15 protein-coding genes are annotated in these 18,721 nt (G+C 61.5%); 4 read left to right on the top strand and 11 right to left on the bottom strand.

Annotated features, from left to right (window positions below; all coding sequences use genetic code 11):
• The first annotated feature begins 47 nt into the window (after positions 1–47).
• Positions 48–1,361: a phosphate regulon sensor histidine kinase PhoR gene (gene phoR, locus JF535_RS02080; RefSeq protein WP_206998455.1), complete on the top strand. Its 1,314-nt coding sequence runs from the start codon at positions 48–50 to the stop codon at positions 1,359–1,361.
• Between the two features lie 23 nt (positions 1,362–1,384).
• On the opposite strand, the gene JF535_RS02075 is transcribed toward phoR, so the two are convergent.
• The 3 genes from JF535_RS02075 to JF535_RS02065 form a co-directional block, all read right to left on the bottom strand.
• Positions 1,385–1,744, bottom strand: coding sequence for a hypothetical protein (locus JF535_RS02075; protein ID WP_206998453.1), 360 nt, complete (start codon positions 1,742–1,744; stop codon positions 1,385–1,387).
• Between the two features lie 133 nt (positions 1,745–1,877).
• Complete coding sequence (gene yaaA, locus JF535_RS02070) at positions 1,878–2,657, bottom strand: peroxide stress protein YaaA (protein ID WP_206998451.1); 780 nt, start codon at positions 2,655–2,657, stop codon at positions 1,878–1,880.
• A 94-nt stretch (positions 2,658–2,751) separates the two neighbouring features.
• On the bottom strand, positions 2,752–3,243 hold the full coding sequence (locus tag JF535_RS02065) for a DUF4265 domain-containing protein (protein ID WP_206998449.1): 492 nt from the start codon (positions 3,241–3,243) through the stop codon (positions 2,752–2,754).
• A gap of 100 nt (positions 3,244–3,343) precedes the next feature.
• Between JF535_RS02065 and JF535_RS02060 the strand changes: the two genes are divergently transcribed.
• Positions 3,344–4,636 carry a M48 family metalloprotease gene (locus JF535_RS02060; RefSeq protein WP_206998447.1) on the top strand — a complete coding sequence of 431 codons (1,293 nt, stop codon included), beginning with the start codon at positions 3,344–3,346 and terminating at the stop codon, positions 4,634–4,636.
• An 84-nt stretch (positions 4,637–4,720) separates the two neighbouring features.
• Here the strand turns inward: JF535_RS02060 and JF535_RS02055 are convergent, their stop codons facing one another.
• The 6 genes from JF535_RS02055 to JF535_RS02030 all read right to left on the bottom strand — a co-directional run bounded on the left by JF535_RS02055 (position 4,721) and on the right by JF535_RS02030 (position 11,411).
• On the bottom strand, positions 4,721–5,521 hold the full coding sequence (locus tag JF535_RS02055; protein WP_206998445.1) for a putative porin: 801 nt from the start codon (positions 5,519–5,521) through the stop codon (positions 4,721–4,723).
• Between the two features lie 343 nt (positions 5,522–5,864).
• Positions 5,865–6,560 (bottom strand): phosphate signaling complex protein PhoU, encoded by a 696-nt coding sequence (phoU, locus tag JF535_RS02050; protein WP_206998443.1) that lies wholly within the window; start codon positions 6,558–6,560, stop codon positions 5,865–5,867.
• Between the two features lie 24 nt (positions 6,561–6,584).
• Positions 6,585–7,325, bottom strand: a complete 741-nt coding sequence (gene pstB / locus JF535_RS02045) for a phosphate ABC transporter ATP-binding protein PstB (protein WP_277987213.1) — start codon at positions 7,323–7,325, stop codon at positions 6,585–6,587.
• A gap of 207 nt (positions 7,326–7,532) precedes the next feature.
• A complete protein-coding gene (gene pstA / locus JF535_RS02040; RefSeq protein WP_206998440.1) occupies positions 7,533–8,819 on the bottom strand; it encodes a phosphate ABC transporter permease PstA in 1,287 nt (428 codons plus the stop codon).
• Entirely contained in the window at positions 8,812–10,191 is a 1,380-nt protein-coding gene (gene pstC, locus JF535_RS02035; protein WP_206998439.1) for a phosphate ABC transporter permease subunit PstC, read from the bottom strand. Before pstC ends, pstA begins: the two co-directional genes overlap by 8 nt.
• Before the next feature lie 152 nt (positions 10,192–10,343).
• On the bottom strand, positions 10,344–11,411 hold the full coding sequence (locus tag JF535_RS02030) for a PstS family phosphate ABC transporter substrate-binding protein (RefSeq protein ID WP_206998437.1): 1,068 nt from the start codon (positions 11,409–11,411) through the stop codon (positions 10,344–10,346).
• Between the two features lie 234 nt (positions 11,412–11,645).
• Here JF535_RS02030 and JF535_RS02025 point away from each other — a divergent pair, with 234 nt between their 5' ends.
• Positions 11,646–12,269 (top strand): TRAP transporter small permease subunit, encoded by a 624-nt coding sequence (locus JF535_RS02025; RefSeq protein WP_242523553.1) that lies wholly within the window; start codon positions 11,646–11,648, stop codon positions 12,267–12,269.
• The gene (locus JF535_RS02020; RefSeq protein WP_206998435.1) at positions 12,266–13,627 is read left to right on the top strand and encodes a TRAP transporter large permease; all 1,362 of its coding nucleotides are present in this window, start codon (positions 12,266–12,268) and stop codon (positions 13,625–13,627) included. The genes JF535_RS02025 and JF535_RS02020 overlap by 4 nt, the downstream gene beginning before the upstream one ends.
• A gap of 348 nt (positions 13,628–13,975) precedes the next feature.
• Here the strand turns inward: JF535_RS02020 and JF535_RS02015 are convergent, their stop codons facing one another.
• Together JF535_RS02015 and JF535_RS02010 are read right to left on the bottom strand one after the other, a co-directional pair.
• On the bottom strand, positions 13,976–17,104 hold the full coding sequence (locus JF535_RS02015) for an efflux RND transporter permease subunit (protein ID WP_206998434.1): 3,129 nt from the start codon (positions 17,102–17,104) through the stop codon (positions 13,976–13,978).
• Entirely contained in the window at positions 17,101–18,693 is a 1,593-nt protein-coding gene (locus tag JF535_RS02010) for an efflux RND transporter periplasmic adaptor subunit (RefSeq protein ID WP_206998432.1), read from the bottom strand. The genes JF535_RS02015 and JF535_RS02010 overlap by 4 nt, the downstream gene beginning before the upstream one ends.
• Positions 18,694–18,721: the final 28 nt, after the last annotated feature.

Raw genomic sequence — 18,721 nt, 5'->3', positions numbered from 1 at the left:
TATTTCCCGCAATCGGTTTCGCTCAACCACAAGATGGCCAAACCATCATGCTCGATCGCAGTATTGGCGAGTTCTCGCGTTTTATCGTCATCGCCCTCGGCACCACCATTCTTGGTTTTGTCACCAACCACTGGTGGCTGGCGCTCTGTGCCGGCCTCACCCTCTATCTCTTCTGGCTGCTGTACCAGCAAAAGCGCTTTGACCGCTGGCTGGCAAACGGCCGCCGCGGCCCGGCGCCGACGAGCTTCGGCGTGTGGGGCGACATCTCCGACGATTTCTACCGGCTGCAGCGCCGCCACCGCAAGGAAAAGCAGAAGCTGCATTCCATGCTGCGCCGGGTGCAGGACAGCACCAGCGCTCTGCGCGAGGGTATCGTCGCGCTGGAAGATGAAGGCAATCTGGCCTGGTGGAACCCGGCGGCCGGGGAGATGTTGCGCCTGCAGCCGGATGACGCAGGCCAGCCGCTGATCAATTTCGTCCGCGACCCGCGCTTCGTTGAACATATGTACCAGCGCATGCTGGAGCAGAACAACAAGACCCAACAACCGATCACGCTGCCGGCACCCGGCGATGAATCGCGCACGCTGCAGGTGGAAGTAACCCGCTTCGGCCAGGATGAAGCGCTGGTGATCGTGCGGGACGTCACCCGGCTGCACAATCTTGAGCAGATGCGGCGGGACTTTGTGGCGAACGTGTCCCACGAGTTGCGCACCCCGCTGACGGTGATTGCCGGCTATCTGGAAACCCTGCAGGCCAGCGGACAGGCCCCGCGCAACTGGGAGCGGCCACTGGGACAGATGAATGAGCAGACCGCACGCATGACCAGCCTGGTCAACGATCTGTTGCTGCTGGCTCGGCTGGAGACGTCGGAGCGCGGCCGGGGACGAGACAAAATTTCCGTGCGCTCCTTGATGGAGCAGGTGGCTGAAGAAACACGCTCCCTCAGTGGCGGGCGCCACCAGGTTTCAGTGCACTGTGCGGAGGATTGCACGATCACCGGCGATGCGGGCGAACTACACAGTGCCTTCGCCAACCTGGCGTTCAACGCCGTGAAGTACAGCCCCGATGGCGGACCCATCGAGCTGCACTGGCGAGTCGACGCCGCCGGCGGCCACTTTTCGGTCAAGGATTCCGGTATCGGTATCGACCCGGTGCATATTCCACGCCTGACCGAGCGCTTTTACCGGGTGGATGCGGGTCGCTCGCGGGAAAGTGGCGGCACCGGCCTCGGCCTGGCGATCGTCAAACACGTGTTGCTACGCCACAGCGCCAACATGAGCGTCAGCAGTGTCCCCGGGCGCGGCAGTACCTTTACCCTCAATTTCCCCTCACAGAAGCTGACCCTGCCCAGCTCCGCCTGAGCCCGGATTGATCCCGCTCCGGATCAATCCAGTTCCTGCAGGGTGCGCGCTTCACCACCAGCCTGGTACTGCACACTACCCGCGTCGGCGACGGACTCTGCAGTTTTCTTCAGCTTGATGTGCACCGGTTTGCGCGCACTGTCCCGAATCAGCACGTGCTCATAACCCTCATCGTCCACCGGCAGGTTGCGCTCGCCGATCAGTCCATCGCGCAGCGCGCGTAATTGCGGGACATCGCGGTAGCGGTCCAGGTCCTTGGACAGCTTGTGCTTCATGCGCTCGGACTCGTGCAGTGCCGCCGCTGTCTCGCGGTACTTGCCAAAGAAAAAGACCGCGGCGATGGCGGCGCCAATGGCGAGGGCGGTTTCAAACCATGGGGGCATAATGCGCTCCTGTTTTCCTGATTAGCGTTGCCACACCAGCAGCCGGCTGTCGGTGGGCGGAGAGTCGTTTTGTGTACAGATCCCGGAGGCCGCGGCCAGATGTTCCAGCGGCTGCGGCGCTCGGATGCCGAGCTCAGGCCGGCTGTTCGTCGCGCAGGAACACCCAGTCGTTACCTTTGGAGTGCTCCTCGCTGAAATAATAACCGGCGACGTCAAAGTCTTTCAGCTGCTCGGACTTCTTCACCCGGTTGTCGATGGCCCAGCGGCTCATCATGCCGCGGGCTTTTTTGGCAAAGAAGCTGATCATTTTGTACTGGCCGTTTTTCCAATCCTTGAAGTGCGGCGTGATGATGTCGGCTTGCAGGTTTTTGGGCTGCACGGATTTGAAATACTCGTTGGAAGCGAGGTTCACCAGCTCTTTGCTGTTCAGCGCCTCAAGCTGCTCGTTCAACGCCGCGGTGATCTTGCCATCCCAGAATTCATACAGGTTCTTGCCGCCACTGTTGGCAAAACGGGTACCCATTTCCAGCCGATAGGGTTGCATCAGGTCCAGTGGTCGTAGCAGGCCATAGAGCCCAGACAGCATGCGCAGGTGCTTCTGCGCGTAGGCGAAATCCCGCTTGTTCATGGATTCCGCGGCAAGCCCGGTGTAGACGTCGCCCTTGAACGCCAGTAGTGCCGGACGGGCATTACGGTCGCTGAACGGACGCTTCCAGCTGTGGAAACGGTCATAGTTGAGCACGCCCAGCTTGTCGGAGATTTTCATCAGGCTGGAGATATCCTGCGGACTCAGGGCCTTCAACTCCTTGATCAGCGCTGCGGATTCCTTGAGGAAATCCGGCTGGGTCGTTTCCAGCTGCGGAATCTCGCTCTCGTAGTCGAGGGTTTTTGCGGGGGAAATTACGATCAGCATACGGCAAACTCTATTTAAACTTTTCTCGCTGCAAAGGACTCGGCAAGCGTGACGAGCACGTGACTGATGGCCGCCAGGCGCACGCGCAGTCGCTTTATTCTGGTTTGAGGATGTCTTGCCACCAGTTCAGTGGCGTCTGGCCATCCACCGGGTCGTATACGTTCCCGTAGTACCAGACACTGTTGGCCCCATCGCAGGCACTGTTCAGGATCTGCTCGATTTCGGCAAAACCGCAACTCACGTGAATGCTGTACACCAGCAAACGTGGGCTCTCCATGTCCAGTTCGCCGCCGAGTTTTTCCAGTTGCGGGGTGAGCTGGTCGGAAAGCTTGGTGCTGTCACTGCGGCAGAAAATCCGCACTGCCAGGTTACCCGAGCGCTTGATCAGCTCGAAGGTGGGCTTGTCCGGATCTTGGCGATTGACCTTGATGGTATCACCGCTGGCAATGCCCTTGATAAACGCCGGCGAACGCACCAGCTGAACGCTGTCATCCTCGTTGACGCGAACCTGCATCCGCTCCACCACCGGCTCGCCATCGGGATTGGTGCCGGCAAAGAGTTCGATAATCTGCAGTGCGGTCGTCATAACCTCGGTCTCCGGACTGTGTAAAATAACCGTTCGCTGCCGGCCGGGCATCGGCGCCCACACCGCAGCAATGAACCGCACATTATACAGGGAGTGATCTATGATTCCGCGCTCAATCTCTAACCGCCTGGGGGCCCTGGCCCTGACGGCCGCTGTGACCACCGGGCTGGCCGGCTGTGCCGTGAACCCGGTGACCGGCAAGAAAGAGCTGTCACTGATGTCCCAGAGCCAGGAAGTGGCGCTGGGCGAGCAGCAGTACCCCAAGGCCCAGCAGACCCAGGGCGGCGAGTACCTGATCGATCCCTCCCTGCAGCGCTATGTCAGCGACGTGGGCCAGAAGCTGGCCAGGGTCTCCGACCAGCCCAGCCTGCCCTACGAATTTGTGGTGCTCAACAACGGCACACCCAATGCCTGGGCACTGCCCGGTGGCAAGATCGCGATCAACCGCGGCCTGCTGGTGTTGCTGGAAGATGAGGCGGAGCTGGCGGCCGTGCTGGGGCACGAGATTGTCCACGCGGCGGCGCGCCACTCCGCAGCCGCCATGTCCCAACAGCAGATTCTCGGCGCGGGCCTGGCGATTCTCGGCGCTACCACCCAGGACACCGCCTACGGCGACCTGATATCCCTCGGCAGCCAGTTCGGTGGCTCCGCGTATATCGCCAAGTACGGCCGTGACAACGAGCTGGAGTCAGACCGCTATGGCATGAAGTACATGGTGGCTGCAGGCTACGATCCCTATGGGGCGGTGCGCCTGCAGAAGAAATTTGTCGAACTTTCCAAAGGCAAGCAGGCCGGTGGCCTGGAAGCGCTGTTCGCCAGCCACCCCCCGTCGCAGGCACGGGTGGATGCGAATATCCAGCACGCCAAGAAGCTCGGCGGTGGTGTCACCAGGCGTAGCGAATACCAGCGTGCCATTGCACAACTCAAGAGAGATGCAGACGCCTACAAGAAGTACGATGAAGCTGTGGCTGCGGTCAAGAAAAAGGCGTATGACCAGGCTCTGGCGCTGACCCGCGAAGCGCAGAAACGACAGCCCAAAGAAGCGGCGTTCTTCGCACTGGAGGGCGACCTGCTGGCGCAGAAAAAGCAGTATCAGTCAGCACTGCAATCCTACGAGACCGCGGTGCAGAAAAACCCGTCGCTGTTTTCCAACTGGCTGATGCGCGGCCTGCTAAATGCGCAACTGAAAAATTACACCGCTGCGGAACGCGACCTGCAGCGCTCCACGCGCTACCTGGACACGCCACACGCGCACTATTATCTGGGACAGGTGTATGAAGAGCAGGGCAACACCAAGAGCGCCCTCAGCCACTACCAGATCGCCGCCAAGTCCTCTGGAGATATCGCCAGCAAGGCACAGGCGCGGGTACAGGCGCTGAGCAACAAGGGCTAGCGGCGCGCGCAAAACTGGCAGACACAAAAAAAGCGGGTGAAGAACTTCACCCGCTTTTTTTATCTGCGTGATTCCGTCAGCAAATTACAGCTGCACGGTTACGCCAATACTGAACACATCCACTTCGTCAAAATCGCGGTTGGAGCCGTAGGAGGCTTTGGCTGCAATATTTTCGTTAAAGAAGTGGGTGGCATGAAAGCGATATGACTCGGCTTCATCGTAAGTTGCGCCAATAGAGGTATCTTCATTGAAATAGAATTCAACAGAACCGCCCCAGTACAGATCGGAATCGTCGGTATCAATTAATGCCAAACCCGCAGTCAGGTACTGACCACCAGATAACGCTGTGAAGTACTTGGAAGACACGCTGCGGTAATCAAAATCATCGTCGACTTCGGCGGTAAAACCGATGTAATCATTGCCTGCCAGCTGGTGGTTGTAGCGCGCGCGGAACAACAGCTCGGTATCTACATCCTCACGCTTTACCGCCTCTACCTCGGCAAGCAAATCAGGGGTAAATAGGAAACCCGCACCAACGCGGTAATTGGTGGACAGGTCGGTATCACTCAAACCACCGAACACCTTCCACTGACCGGTGTAGTATTCACCACCAACATAGCTGGCATCACTGCTTTCACCCTCGGCATCCGTATAAGCAAAGCCGCCATTAATATTGGATACCGGCAAAATGTATCCAAACTCTTTACGCGGGCCGAGTGTTTCCAAGGCGCCAAAGTAGTAGCGAGAGTCAAGATTCAGCGTGTCGACATCGAAGTTACCGTAATCGGCAGCGGTATAATCGACATCGGTAAAAGAACTGTACTGCGCCGCAGAAGCGACCGCAGAAGCCAGCATCAAAGGCAGTGCGGCAAACTTGAACTTCATAGAAGTATTCCCTGTTTAATTTACATCGGTACGCTGTGTACCCGTCCCAACCTGTCCCTGAGGCCGACTGGCCCGAGGGACAAATTCGGCGCGGATTCTAAGCGCATAAAAATGGATGTGCAATGAAAACCCCGAGTTGCGACGGACGTCCCAAGTTCATCCGGGCGCGGCCGCTCAACCAACATTGCGGCGCGATTTTGCGGCAGGGCGAATGAACATATGCTGAATGCCCGCTGCCCGAATATTAACCGCACGCACAAAAAAGGCCGCTTGCGCGGCCTTGTCTGCAGACACCATCTGGTGACTTCACGCTCATCCAGGCGATGCGTCTTCGGTGCTAATGTCAGCGCATGTTCTGCTCGTTGCCGTGACGGATGTCGGTACCCTTCACCAGATAGACCACCTGCTCACAGATGTTTTTGGCATGGTCACCGATGCGCTCCAGGGAGCGCAGGGTCCACAGCACATTCATCACGCGGGAAATGCTGCGCGGGTCTTCCATCATGTAGGTGACCATTTCGCGAATGGCGCTGCGGTAGTCCATGTCGACCTGCTCGTCTTCGGCGAGGGTTTCCATGGCCGATTTGACGTCGAAACGGGTGTAGGCATCGAGGGCGTCGTTCAGCATCTTGCGCACGGCATTGGCAATGTGACGAATCTCGGTGTAGCCGCGCGGTGCGGTGCCTTCGTCGGTCAGCGCGATGGCCATCTTGGCAATTTTGCTGGCCTCGTCACCCACGCGCTCGAGATCGCGGGCGATGCGGATGACCGACATCACCATGCGCAGGTCGGACGCCGCCGGCTGGCGCTTGGCGATGATCAGGGTCGCGTGCTCGTCCACTTCCATTTCGCAGCGGTCGATATCCTCTTCCACGCGCAAAACTTTTTCGGCCAGCTCGCTGTCGGCGTTGGCCAGGGCCTCGACGGCGTCGGCCACCTGGCGGGTGACCAGGCCACCCATTTCCAGCATTTCAGTCTTGAGGCTCTCAAGATCTTCGTTGAACTGGCGGGAGATGTGTTGATCGAAATGCATTTCCATAATCTTTAGCGGGCTCCCCCAACCTTAGCCGAAACGGCCGGTAATGTAGGCTTCGGTGAGAGCGTGTTCCGGGTTGGTGAACACGGTCTCGGTATCGTTCACTTCCACCAGCTTACCCAGGTGGAAGTAGGCGGTGCGCTGGCTGACCCGCGCGGCCTGTTGCATCGAGTGGGTGACGATGGCGATGGTGTAGTTCTCGCGCAGCTCGTCGATCAGCTCCTCGATGCGCGCGGTGGCGATGGGGTCGAGTGCCGAACAGGGCTCGTCCATCAGGATCACTTCCGGGCTCACGGCGATGGCGCGGGCAATACACAGGCGCTGCTGCTGACCACCGGAAAGGCCGGTGCCGGGCTTGTCGAGGCGGTCTTTCACCTCATTCCACAGGCCCGCGCGACGCAGGCTGTTTTCCACAATTTCGTCCAGCTCGGCGCGGCGGCTGGCGATACCGTGAATCTTGGGACCGTAGGCGACGTTTTCGTAAATGGACTTGGGGAAGGGGTTCGGCTTCTGGAACACCATGCCCACACGCGCACGCAGCGGCACCACATCCACCTTGGGACCGTAGATGGGGTCGCCATCCAGGGTCAGGTCGCCTTCCACGCGGCAGCCTTCGATGGTGTCGTTCATGCGGTTCAGGCAGCGCAGGAAGGTGGACTTACCGCAACCGGACGGGCCGATCATGGCCACCACCTGGTTGCGGCCGATGTCCAGGCTCACATCGTGAATGGCCTGGGCCTCGCCGTAAAACACATTCACATTGCGCATGCGCAGTTTGGCATCGTCGCAGAAGGGGCTGCCGACGGTCTCATTCACTTCGGCGCTGGGATTCGCCTCTCTGTTCTTCACAGTCTTGGACTCCGCAGCCTGATCGGCTTGGTCTTGCGCCGGTGCAGTGCCGCCGGCGTTCAGGGTCATGGTTGTCATGGCTCACTCTCGATTCGCAATCTTAGCATTCAGCGGTAACGCAACGCGCTACCAACGGCGCTCAAGTTTTTTACGCAGCCATACTGCGCAGGTGTTCATGGTGATCAGGACTGCCAGCAGTACCATGATCGCGGCGGAAGTGCGCTCTACAAAGGCGCGCTCCGGGCTGTCGGCCCACAGGAAAATCTGCACCGGCAGCACCGTGGAGGGGTCGGTGATACCGCTCGGCACATCGACGATAAACGCCACCATGCCAATCATCAGCAGCGGCGCAGTTTCACCCAACGCCTGGGCCATACCGATAATCGCACCGGTGAGCATGCCCGGCATTGCCAGGGGCAATACGTGGTGCAGCACCACCTGCATGCGCGACGCCCCCATACCCATCGCCGCTTCGCGGATGGACGGCGGCACCGACTTGAGCGACGCACGGCTGGAGATAATGATCGTGGGCAGGGTCATCAGGGTCAGTACCAGACCACCTACCAGCGGTGCCGAACGCGGCAGCTCGAAGAAGTTGATGAAAATCGCCAGGCCCAGCAGGCCGAACACGATGGACGGTACTGCGGCGAGGTTATTGATGTTCACCTCGATCAGGTCGGTCCAGCGGTTCTTCGGCGCGAACTCCTCCAGGTAGATGGCTGCCGCCACACCGATGGGGAACGACAAGATCAGTGTCACCAGCAGGGTGAACAGAGAGCCCATCAGGGCCGCGCGGATGCCCGCCTGCTCCGGTTCGCGGGAGTCACCATTGGTAAAGAAGGTGGTGTTGAACCGCTTCTCCAGCTCACCGCTGGCGTACAGGGTGCGAATCCACTCGGCCTTCTGCTCCGAGGTACGCCCGAGGAAACCTTCTTCCGAGTCGGAGAGGCTTTTCACATAGGTGTCCACATCGTCGTCAGCGTTAAACCACAGGGTTTCGGTTTTACCCAGCAGCTCCGGGTTGGCCTCCAGGCGCTCGCGCAGCTCGAACACCGCACCGGAGGAAACCAGCGAGTAGAGTTCGCGCTTGTCGCGGCGGCCGCTGACATCCGGGAAGCGCTCGCGCAGGGCATTGCGGATAACACCGTCGAAGTTGGCCCAGGCCAGGCTTTCCTCATCCACGGTTTCGATGCCGAGGGTGGCCGGGTCGTAGGTTACCTGCAGCTGGATATCCGTCTGCACGAAGGCACTGCTGCCCTTGCTGATGATATCGGTGAACAGAACCAGTACCGCCAGCACGCCAAAGGCAATACTCGCAATACCAAAGCCACGGAAGATCTTTTCCTTGCGGTGGCGATTGGCGAGCCGCGCTTCAATACGCTCGCGCACCTGGGTTTGAGTCAGATCAGTCATACTGTTCCCGGTATTTTTTCACTACGTGCAGGGCAATAAAGTTCAGAATCAGGGTGCTGATGAACAGCATCAGGCCGAGGGCAAAGGCGGCGAGGGTTTTCGGGCTATCGAATTCCTGGTCGCCCACCAGCAGGGTCACAATCTGTACCGTGACGGTGGTCACCGACTCCAGCGGGTTGGCAGTCAGGTTGGCCGCCAGGCCCGCGGCCATCACCACAATCATGGTTTCACCAATAGCGCGTGACACCGCCAGCAGTACGCCACCCACGATGCCGGGCAGAGCCGCGGGGATCACCACCTTGCGCACGGTTTCCGAGCGGGTGGAACCGAGGCCCAGTGCGCCATCGCGCAGGGACTGCGGTACCGCGTTAATCACATCGTCGGACAGCGACGACACAAACGGAATAATCATCACGCCCATCACCAGGCCCGCCGCCAGCGCACTCTCACTGGAAGCCTCCAGCCCCACGGACTGGGCCAGGTCGCGGATGAATGGGGCCACGGTGAGTGCGGCGAAGAAGCCGTACACCACGGTGGGAACGCCGGCGAGAATTTCCAGCAGTGGCTTGGCCACGGAGCGCACGCGCTTGCTGGCGTATTCGGCGAGATAAATCGCCGACATCAGTCCCACCGGTACCGCCACGAACATGGCGATGGCGGAAACCATCAGGGTACCGGTGAACAGCGGCACCGCACCAAAGGCACCACTGGAGCCGACCTGATCGGCGCGCAGTGCCATCTGCGGGCTCCATTGCAGGCCGAACAGGAATTCGGTCACCGGTACCGACTGGAAGAAGCGCAGGGATTCAAACAGTACCGACAGCAGGATGCCGACGGTGGTGAAAATCGCCGCGCAGGCGCAGATCAACAAAATCGCGCGCAGCACTTTCTCCACGCGCTCCCGCGCACGCATCTCCGGTGAGATACGCAGCATGGCGAAGGCACCGAGGCCGACCGCCAGAATCAGGATAATCGCCGTCTGCATCCAGCGGCCGCTCTCGCGCAGACTGGTCAGGCGCTCCGCCGCCGCTTGCAATTGCGGGGTCATCTCACCCACCAGGTTGCCCGCCGCCAGATTCTGGATCTGTGCGTACAACAGGTTCTGCCCGGAAATGGACTCCGGCTTGTCGGCAATCGCACCCATGACCATGGCGCGGATAATCGCGTCATCAAAGGCCAGCCAGAAGCCGAGAATGATCAGCGCCGGCAGGCCGCACCAGAGTGCGGTGTGCACGCCGTAGTAGCTGGGCAAGGAAGCCAGGCTGCGAACACCACCGCTACTGCGGGCGGCGGCAATGGCGCGACTGAAGCCGGTGCCATAGGCCACCAGGATCATCAGTAGCAGCAGGGCGAAGAGAGTGGGAGTCTGCATCGATTCGCTCGGTTATCTCTTGAAACGGTGGGCCATTCTGGTGGGTTATGGCCCCGATTACACGACCTTTCATAAAGGCGCTGTTTACATACGTAAAAGGCCAAGCCCTTGCGGGCTTGGCCGGTAAATCCTTTTACCAGTGTTGGCTGCAGTTACTTGGCGGCCAGGTTCGTCAATGCGTTCAGTTTGCGCACGTTGGTGGCAACCTGCTGACGCTGCGGGGTCGGCAGGGGGATCATGCCCTTGTCGGCCAGGTAACCTTCCTCACCCCAGGCGCGCTCGCTGGTGAACTCCGCCATGAACTGCTTGATACCCGGTACCACGTCTACGTGGGCCTTTTTCAGGTAAACAAACAGCGGGCGGGAAACCGGGTAGCTGTTGTCGGCGATGGATTCGAACGTCGGCTCCTGGCCTTCGATCAGGGAACCCTGCACCTTGTCGGCATTCTGGTCGAGGAAGCTGAAGCCGAAGATACCCAGCGCATTCGGGTTGGCGGCCAGCTTGTTCACGATCAGGTTGTCGTTCTCACCCGCTTCCACGTAGGCACCGTCTTCACGGATGTTGTGGCAGATGGATTTGTAGGCGTTCTTGTCAGAAGACTTCTTCGCTGCGATCCAGTCATACTTCTTGCAGCCACCTTCCATCGCCAGCTCGACAAACGCGTCGCGGGTACCGGAAGTGGGGGGCGGGCCCAGGACTTCGATCTTGTGCGCGGGCAGAGTCGGGTTCACGTCTTTCCAGGTTTTGTACGGGTTGGCAACCAGAGACTCGGAACCGTCCGGGTTCGGGACGTCTTTGGCCAGGGCCAGGAAGATGTCCTTACGGGTCAGCGCAAACGGCTTGGCGGTCTTGGCATTGGCCAGCACGATACCGTCGTAGCCGATCTGAACTTCCACCACATCGACGCCGTTGTCGTTACACATTTCCAGCTCGGACTGCTTGATACGGCGGGAAGCGCCGGTGAGGTCCGCAGTGCTTTCGCCAACACCCTGACAGAACAGCTTCATGCCGCCGCCGGTGCCGGTGGACTCCACAACCGGAGTCTTGAACTGGGTAGAGCGGCTGAAGCGCTCGGCAACCACGGTGGTGAACGGGTAAACGGTGGACGAGCCCACAATGCTGATGTGGTCACGAGCCGCCAGGGCGGCATTGGAGGCCGCGAAAGTGAGTGCTGCCAGGGCCGAAGCCAGGACTTTTTTGTTCGCAGAACGGTTGTTCATAACTATCTCCAGGGGATCAAATTTGCTGCACGCGGCGCATGTTATGTCCAGCTGGTGACGATTCTATGAATGAAAGGTTACAGAAAGATGACAGTGCGCCATGTCACCCGGATTCACTGGTGCCTGGGTGCCCGGCCCGCTGTCTTTTCTCCCGGCACTGGCGCAATTTCTGACCAGCAGGTACGCTCTATGCCCTTGCTAGCACAACAATAATGATGATCTGAGAGACCTGCGATGATGTTTCTGCTACGCACCGCCGGCACCCTGGACCGGTTTGCCAGCCGCTGTGGACGCCTGTTGGCCTGGTTCACCCTGGCCATGGTTCTGATTCAGAGCCTGATCGTGGCCCTGCGCTACGGTTTCGATGGTGGCTCCCTGGCCATGCAGGACGCCGTCACCTACCTGCACGGCGCGGCGTTTATGCTCGGCCTCGCCTATGCGCTGCAGGCCAATGCCCATGTGCGCGTGGATGTGTTCTACCGCACCCTGTCCGCGCGGGGTAAAGCCTGGGTGGATGCCAGCGGGTGCCTGATATTCCTGTTGCCGCTGTGCGCGTTTATCGGTTACGGCAGCTGGCAGTTTGCCGCCAGCAGCTGGGCAGTGACCGAGTCCAGCAACAGCGCCGACGGGCTCGGTGGCGTGTACCTGCTGAAAAGCCTGATTCCACTGGCCGCGGCCACCCTGATGCTGCAGGGCCTGAGCCAGCTGGCGCGCGCGCTGCATACGCTGATGCAGGTGGAAAGCGACCGCGGCGAGGCCGGGGCAAGCGCCACCGGTACCGCGGCCGAACCCGCAACCGACCCAAGGCCAGAATCCCGCACGCTGGTGCGTGAAGTTGCCGGGGAGGCCAGCGCATGATGGAACTGATCCCCCTGCTGATGTTTCTCGCGGTGTGCGCCGCGCTGATGTTCGGCTACCCGGTGGCCTTTACCCTGGGCGGCACCGCGCTGCTGTTTGCCGGCCTCGGCATTGTCGGCGGCGTGTTCGATGCAGAACTGCTGCGCGCCTTCCCCGACCGGCTCTACGGCATCATGCAAAACGGTACCCTGATGGCGGTGCCGCTATTCGTGCTGATGGGTGTGATGCTGGAACGGGCGCGCATCGCCGAGGAGCTGCTGGTGAACCTGGCGCGGGTGTTTTCCGGTATTCCCGCGGGTATGGCGGTATCGGTGGTGGTGGTGGGCGCACTGCTGGCCGCCAGTACCGGTATCGTCGGCGCTACCGTGGTGACCATGGGCCTGATGTCGCTGCCCACCATGCTGAAGCGCGGCTATTCGCCCAAACTGGCCACCGGCACCATTTGCGCCACCGGCACCCTCGGCCAGATCATCCCGCCCTCCATCGCGCTGGTGCTGCTGGGGGATACCCTGTCCAACGCTTACCAGCAGGCACAGCTGTCCCAGGGAATCTTCAACCCCAAGCCGGTCAGCGTCGGTGACCTGTTTATGGGGGCGATCATTCCGGGGCTGCTGCTGGTCGCCGCGTATATCGTGTACCTGCTGTTTATCGCCCGTCGTGAACCGGCCATGCATCAAGCCGGCAAGGAAGAGGTGGATCTGCTGCAGACCCTGAAAAGTCTGGTGCCGCCGATTGCCCTGATGCTGCTGGTGCTGGGCTCCATCATCACCGGCGCGGCTACGCCAACGGAAGCCGCTGCCGTCGGCGCATTGGGTGCGGGTATTCTGGCCTGGGGGCGTGGTGCACTGAACTGGTCGCGGGCCGGGGAAGTGGGGCAGAGCACGCTGCAGGTGACCGCGATGGTGTTCGCGATCCTGATCGGTGCCTCGCTGTTCTCGCTGGTATTCCGCGGATTTGGCGGTGAGGAAGTGGTTACCCACTTCTTTGAGAGCCTGCCGGGCGGCGTGGTTGGCGCGACCCTGCTGGTGATGCTGGTGATCTTCCTGCTGGGTTTTATACTCGACTTTATCGAGATCACTTTCGTGGTGGTGCCCATCGTCGGCCCGGTACTGCTGGCCATGGGGCTGGACCCGGTGTGGCTGGGCGTGATGATCGCCCTCAACCTGCAGACTTCCTTCCTAACCCCACCGTTCGGCTTTGCGCTGTTCTACCTGCGCGGGGTAGCCCCAGCGGAAGTGGCCACCGGAGCCATATACAGCGGGGTGGTGCCGTTTATTGCTATCCAGTTGCTGGTGATGTTGTTGCTCGCGATTTGGCCTTCATTGGCGACCTGGTTACCTAGCTTCGTAGCCGGGTAGGTTGCGTGGTTTTTGCGCTGGCCCGGTGGCGGTAGCGCACCGGGTGCGGGTTTTCAGGACCGCTGTGAACCCATCCCTGGGCGCTTCGGCGCAAACATCCTGTTTGCGACGACCCTGAAAACCCGCACCCGGCACCCCACCTTCAATTTTCACCACGTAACTTCGTAGCAATTGAAGAGACCACTTACGAAGCGCTGTAGTTACATGCGAAGGCCAAGTGCCGGGGATTCGTTTTTGAAAGCGTCGGAAACAGGGATGTTTCCGACGCAGGCTACAGGGACGTATTCATGCCGGTTTCAAAAACGAATACCCGGTGCTTGGCCGCCAGCGGGCCAGCTCCAGAGCGCTTCACAACCCCCGGGCTTTCCACAGGCGATAAACCGCAGGCAAAACCACAAGCGTCAGCAGCATCGCACTGACCATGCCCCCGACCATCGGCGCGGCAATCCGCTGCATCACTTCAGAGCCAACCCCGGAGCCAATCATCACCGGCACCAGGCCGATAAACACCGTAGCGGTGGTCATCAACACCGGCCGCATGCGCTGGCCCGCGCCGGCGCGGATCGCATTGCGCAGGTCATCCAGCACCGGTTTGCGGTCAGCGATGTCGCAATCAGCCAGCGTCTGTTGCCAGGCCTGATTGAGGTACACCAGCATGATCACCCCAATCTCCACCGCCACCCCGGCCAGTGCAATAAAGCCCACGCCCACCGCCACCGACAGGTTGTAACCCAGCCAGTACAGCAGCCACAGACCGCCAATCAGTGCCAACGGCAGGGTGCCCATGATCACCAGCACCTCACCCCAGTGGCGGAAGCTGAAATACAGCAGCAGCACAATGATGCCGAGGGTGATCGGCAGCAGCAGGCCCAGGCGCTCGCGCGCGCGCTCCATGTATTCGTACTGCCCCGACCAGGCCAGGGAATAGCCTGGCGGCAGGTCCAGCTGCGCTGCCACCAGCTGCTGCGCCTCTGCCACCCAGGAACCGAGATCGCGATCGCGGATATCGATGTACACCCAGCCATTGGGGCGCGCGTTCTCCGTCTTGATCATCGGCGGGCCGCTCTGCACCTCAATGGTCGCCACATCCCCCAGAGTCAGGTGGGTACCATTCGGGGCCACCAGCGGCAGCCCCCGCAAGCGCTCGGGGGAATCGCGCCAGGCCTGTGGATAACGCAGGTTGATGGGATAGCGCTCCAGCCCCTCCACCGTCTCGCCGACTTTTTTGCCACCCACGGCGGTGTCGATCACCGTCTGCACATCCTGAATATTCAGGCCATAGCGGGCGGCGGCGGTGCGGTCGATGTCGATATCGATATAGCGGCCGCCCTCCACCCGCTCGGCGAACACCGACGCGGTGCCGGGCACGGCCGGGAGCAGGCCTTCCAGGCGGGTACCGATCTGCTCGATCTGGTGCAGGTCGGCGCCGGCAATCTTGATACCCACCGGGGTCTTGATGCCGGTGGCCAGCATGTCGATGCGGGTCTTGATGGGCATCACCCAGGCATTGGTAACCCCCGGCAGCTGCACCGCCGCATCCAGCTCTGCGCGCAGTTTTTCCGGGGTCATGCCCTCGCGCCACTGGTCGCGAGGTTTGAAGCGGATGATGGTCTCCACCATGGTCAGCGGTGCCGGGTCGGTGGCAGTCTCGGCGCGGCCCATCTTGCCCCACACCTGTGCCACTTCCGGCACCTGCATGATCATCTTGTCGGTCTGCTGCAGCAGCTCGCGGGCCTTGCCGATGGAAATCCCCGGGTGGGTGCTGGGCATATACATCAGGTCGCCTTCGTCCAGCGGCGGCATAAATTCGCTGCCGGTGCGGGACAGCGGATACAGGCTGCTGGCGAGCAGCACCAGTGCCGCCACAATCACCCAGCGCGGATGGCGGATCGCCAGTTCCAGCGCCGGGCGATAGGCGGCGGCAAAGGCGCGGTTGATGGGGTTGGCCTGTTCCGGCTTGACCCCGCCGCGCACCAGGTAGCCCATCAGCACCGGCACCAGGGTAATGGCGAGGCCGGCGGCTACTGCCATGGCGTAGGTCTTGGTGTAGGCCAGTGGCGCAAACAGCCGCCCCTCCTGGCCCTCCAGGGCAAACACCGGCAGGAAGCTGAGGGTGATGATCAGCAGGCTGAAGAACAGCGGCGGGCCCACTTCGCTGGCGGCCTCGCCCACCACCTTCCAGCGCGCCTCCGGGGACAGTGAATCGTAGCGCGGGTTGCGCTCCATGTGCTTGTGCAGATTCTCGATCATCACGATGGCGCCATCCACCATCGCACCGATGGCGATGGCGATGCCGCCGAGGCTCATGATGTTGGCGTTAATGCCCTGCAGGTGCATCACCACAAAGGCACCGATGATCCCCAGCGGCAGGCTGATGGCGATTACCAGGGACGAGCGCAGGTGGAACAGGAACAGGGCACATACCAGCGCCACCACAATGAATTCCTGCAGCAACTTGTGCCACAGGTTATCCACCGCGCTGTCGATCAGCTCGCTGCGGTCGTAGGTGGGCACGATTTCCACACCCTGCGGCAGGCTGCGCTGCAGCTCGTCCAGCCGCGCGCGCACGCGATCGATCACCGCGCGCGCGTTCTCGCCGAAGCGCATCACGATCACCCCGCCCACGGCCTCACCCTCGCCGTCGAGTTCCGACAGCCCGCGGCGCATTTGCGGCCCCAGATGCACATCCGCCACATCCCGCAACAGCAGCGGCGTGCCGCTCTTGTTTACCATCAGCGGCAGCTGGCGCAGGTCCTCGACGCTCTGGATATAGCCGCTGGCGCGCACCATATACTCGGCTTCCGCCATTTCCACCACCGAGGCACCGGATTCCCGGTTGCCGCGCTCGATGGCCGCCTGCACCTGCGCCAGGGTCAGGTCGTAGGCACGCAGCCGCAGGGGGTCTACCTGCACCTGGTACTGGCGCACCATGCCGCCCACCGTGGCCACCTCGGAAACCCCGGGCAGGGTCTGCAGCTCGTACTTCAGGAACCAGTCCTGCAGCGAGCGCAGCTGCGCCAGATCGTGCTTGCCGCTGCGATCCACCAGGGTATAGCTGTAGACCCAGCCCACCCCGGTGGCGTCGGGCCCCAGCTCCGGGCTGGCGGCTGCGGGCAGGCGCGGCGCCACCTGGCTCAGGTATTCGAGAACGCGGGATCTGGCCCAGTACAGGTCGACATCGTCGTCGAAAATGACGTAAACGTAGGAGTCGCCGAAAAACGAGTAACCGCGCACCGTATGCGCCCCAGGCACGCTCAGCATGGCGGTGGTGAGCGGATAGGTGACCTGGTCCTCCACCACCTGCGGCGCCTGGCCGGGGTAGCTGGTTTTGACGATCACCTGCACATCGGACAGGTCCGGCAGCGCGTCTACCGGCGTATGGCGCAGGCTGTAGAGGCCCGCTAACGTCAGGGCCAGCGCACCGATCAGCACCAGCGCGCGGTTGTGCAGGGACCAGTGGATGATGCGTGTGATCATTTCACCGGCTCCTGCTGCGGGTCGTGGTTCATGTGGTCATGGTTCATCGACCCGTGATCCTTCTCCCCATGATCCATCTGCGAATGGTCCATCTCACCGTGATCCATCGCGCCGTCGTCGGTCGGGCCACTGGCCATGGCGCGGGTGGCGATCACTTCAAACTTGCCATCTTCGCGCTTGCGCAGCTGCACCATGATCGGCGCCCCGCTGGTCAGTGCTGCGCGCAGCCCATGCTGCGCGGCTTCGGCCACATAAAACCCCATCACCATGCCGGGCCAGTCCCAGGCGGCCACCGGACCGTGCTCGAGGCGCGCGTAGTGGTTGTCGTCGGGCATACTCAACACCCGCGCCTCGGCCCAGGGGTTGTCTGAATTTTGCGTGCTTTCACTTCCATTCGCGCTCTTTTCACCGGCAATGCGCGTCAGGTCCGCGCTGATACTCGATTCCGAATCGAGCAGGAACTGGGCCGAGGTCACCACCCGGGTGCCCGGCTCAATACCGGCGAGGATTTCCACCCGGTCATCCAGCTCGCGCCCGGCGCGCACCCGCACCGAGCGGTAGCGGCCTTCGCCCTCGGCAATCACCACGCGGTCCATGTCACCGGTGCGGATCAGTGCGCTGCGCGGCACCGTGAGGGTGTCCACCTGCGGGCCCTCCAGTTGCAGGCGCACGAACATGCCCGGGCGCAGGGATTTGTCCGGGTTATTCACCAGCACCCGAACGCGCAGGGTGCGGGTCTCGGGATCCAGGTCCGGCAATATGTGCACCAGCTCGCCGCGCCAGCTGCGGCCCGGGGCAAATTCCCCCTGCACGGTGGCGGTGTCCCCCACCTGAATCTGGGTGCCCTGCTTGGGGAACAGCTCGCCCTCCACCCACACGGTTTCCAGCGGGCCAATGCTCATCAGGGTGGTGGCGGGGGTGATGTACATGCCGTCGCGTGCGGCAAACTCATTCACGTAACCATCGGCCGGGGCATACAGGGTGATGTTCTGACTGACCCGGCGCGAGCGGCTCACCTCGCGCACCTGCTCCGGCGGTACCCCGAGGCTGTTCAGGCGCTCACGGGTGGCCTCGATCAGGGTGGTGTTACCGCTCTCCAGCGCGGCAACCAGTTCACTCTGGGCCTTCACCAGCTCCGGCGAATAGATCTCCACCAGCGGCTGGTCCTTTTTCACATGATCGCCCACCGCCTTTACCCAGCTTTTGTGAATCCAGCCGCTGAGCCGGGTGTGCACATGGTGCAGTTTGTCTTCATCCAGCTGCACCAGCCCCACGGTATCCACGCGGGTAGTGAGCGGGCCTTTTTCCGCCGGTGCGGTGCGCACGCCCAGGTTGTTCTCCACCTGCGGCGCAATGGTCACCGTGCCCGGTGCGGAAGCACTTTGCTCCCCCTCGTAAACCGGTACCAGATCCATACCCATGGGCGATTTTCCCGGGCCGTCGCGGCGGTAGTTGGGGTCCATGGGGGCCACCCAGTAGAGGATTTTCTTTTCCCCGGCGGCACTGCCTGCGGAATCACCTCCGGAAGACAGACCGCGCCCGATCAACACACCCAGTACCAGCGCGAGTATGGCCAGGACAGACATCATTACTTTGTTCATAAGGTTACGGACCGCT

Source organism: Microbulbifer salipaludis, assembly GCF_017303155.1.
GTDB lineage: Bacteria > Pseudomonadota > Gammaproteobacteria > Pseudomonadales > Cellvibrionaceae > Microbulbifer > Microbulbifer salipaludis.
Note: the sequence above shows the minus strand (reverse complement) of the source record. Positions and strands in the feature narration are given on the sequence as shown.

Excerpts from the sequence above, each read along its gene's own strand:
- JF535_RS02060 (WP_206998447.1), top strand. The coding sequence starts at position 3,344 with ATGATTCCGCGCTCAATCTCTAACCGCCTGGGGGCCCTGGCCCTGACG.
- phoR (WP_206998455.1), top strand. The coding sequence starts at position 48 with ATGCTCGATCGCAGTATTGGCGAGTTCTCGCGTTTTATCGTCATCGCC.
- JF535_RS02015 (WP_206998434.1), bottom strand. The coding sequence starts at position 17,104 with ATGATCACACGCATCATCCACTGGTCCCTGCACAACCGCGCGCTGGTG.
- JF535_RS02075 (WP_206998453.1), bottom strand. The coding sequence starts at position 1,744 with ATGCCCCCATGGTTTGAAACCGCCCTCGCCATTGGCGCCGCCATCGCC.
- pstA (WP_206998440.1), bottom strand. The coding sequence starts at position 8,819 with ATGACTGATCTGACTCAAACCCAGGTGCGCGAGCGTATTGAAGCGCGG.
- yaaA (WP_206998451.1), bottom strand. The coding sequence starts at position 2,657 with ATGCTGATCGTAATTTCCCCCGCAAAAACCCTCGACTACGAGAGCGAG.
- phoU (WP_206998443.1), bottom strand. The coding sequence starts at position 6,560 with ATGGAAATGCATTTCGATCAACACATCTCCCGCCAGTTCAACGAAGAT.
- JF535_RS02065 (WP_206998449.1), bottom strand. The coding sequence starts at position 3,243 with ATGACGACCGCACTGCAGATTATCGAACTCTTTGCCGGCACCAATCCC.
- pstB (WP_277987213.1), bottom strand. The coding sequence starts at position 7,325 with ATGCGCAATGTGAATGTGTTTTACGGCGAGGCCCAGGCCATTCACGAT.
- pstC (WP_206998439.1), bottom strand. The coding sequence starts at position 10,191 with ATGCAGACTCCCACTCTCTTCGCCCTGCTGCTACTGATGATCCTGGTG.
- JF535_RS02010 (WP_206998432.1), bottom strand. The coding sequence starts at position 18,693 with ATGATGTCTGTCCTGGCCATACTCGCGCTGGTACTGGGTGTGTTGATC.
- JF535_RS02020 (WP_206998435.1), top strand. The coding sequence starts at position 12,266 with ATGATGGAACTGATCCCCCTGCTGATGTTTCTCGCGGTGTGCGCCGCG.
- JF535_RS02030 (WP_206998437.1), bottom strand. The coding sequence starts at position 11,411 with ATGAACAACCGTTCTGCGAACAAAAAAGTCCTGGCTTCGGCCCTGGCA.
- JF535_RS02055 (WP_206998445.1), bottom strand. The coding sequence starts at position 5,521 with ATGAAGTTCAAGTTTGCCGCACTGCCTTTGATGCTGGCTTCTGCGGTC.
- JF535_RS02025 (WP_242523553.1), top strand. The coding sequence starts at position 11,646 with ATGATGTTTCTGCTACGCACCGCCGGCACCCTGGACCGGTTTGCCAGC.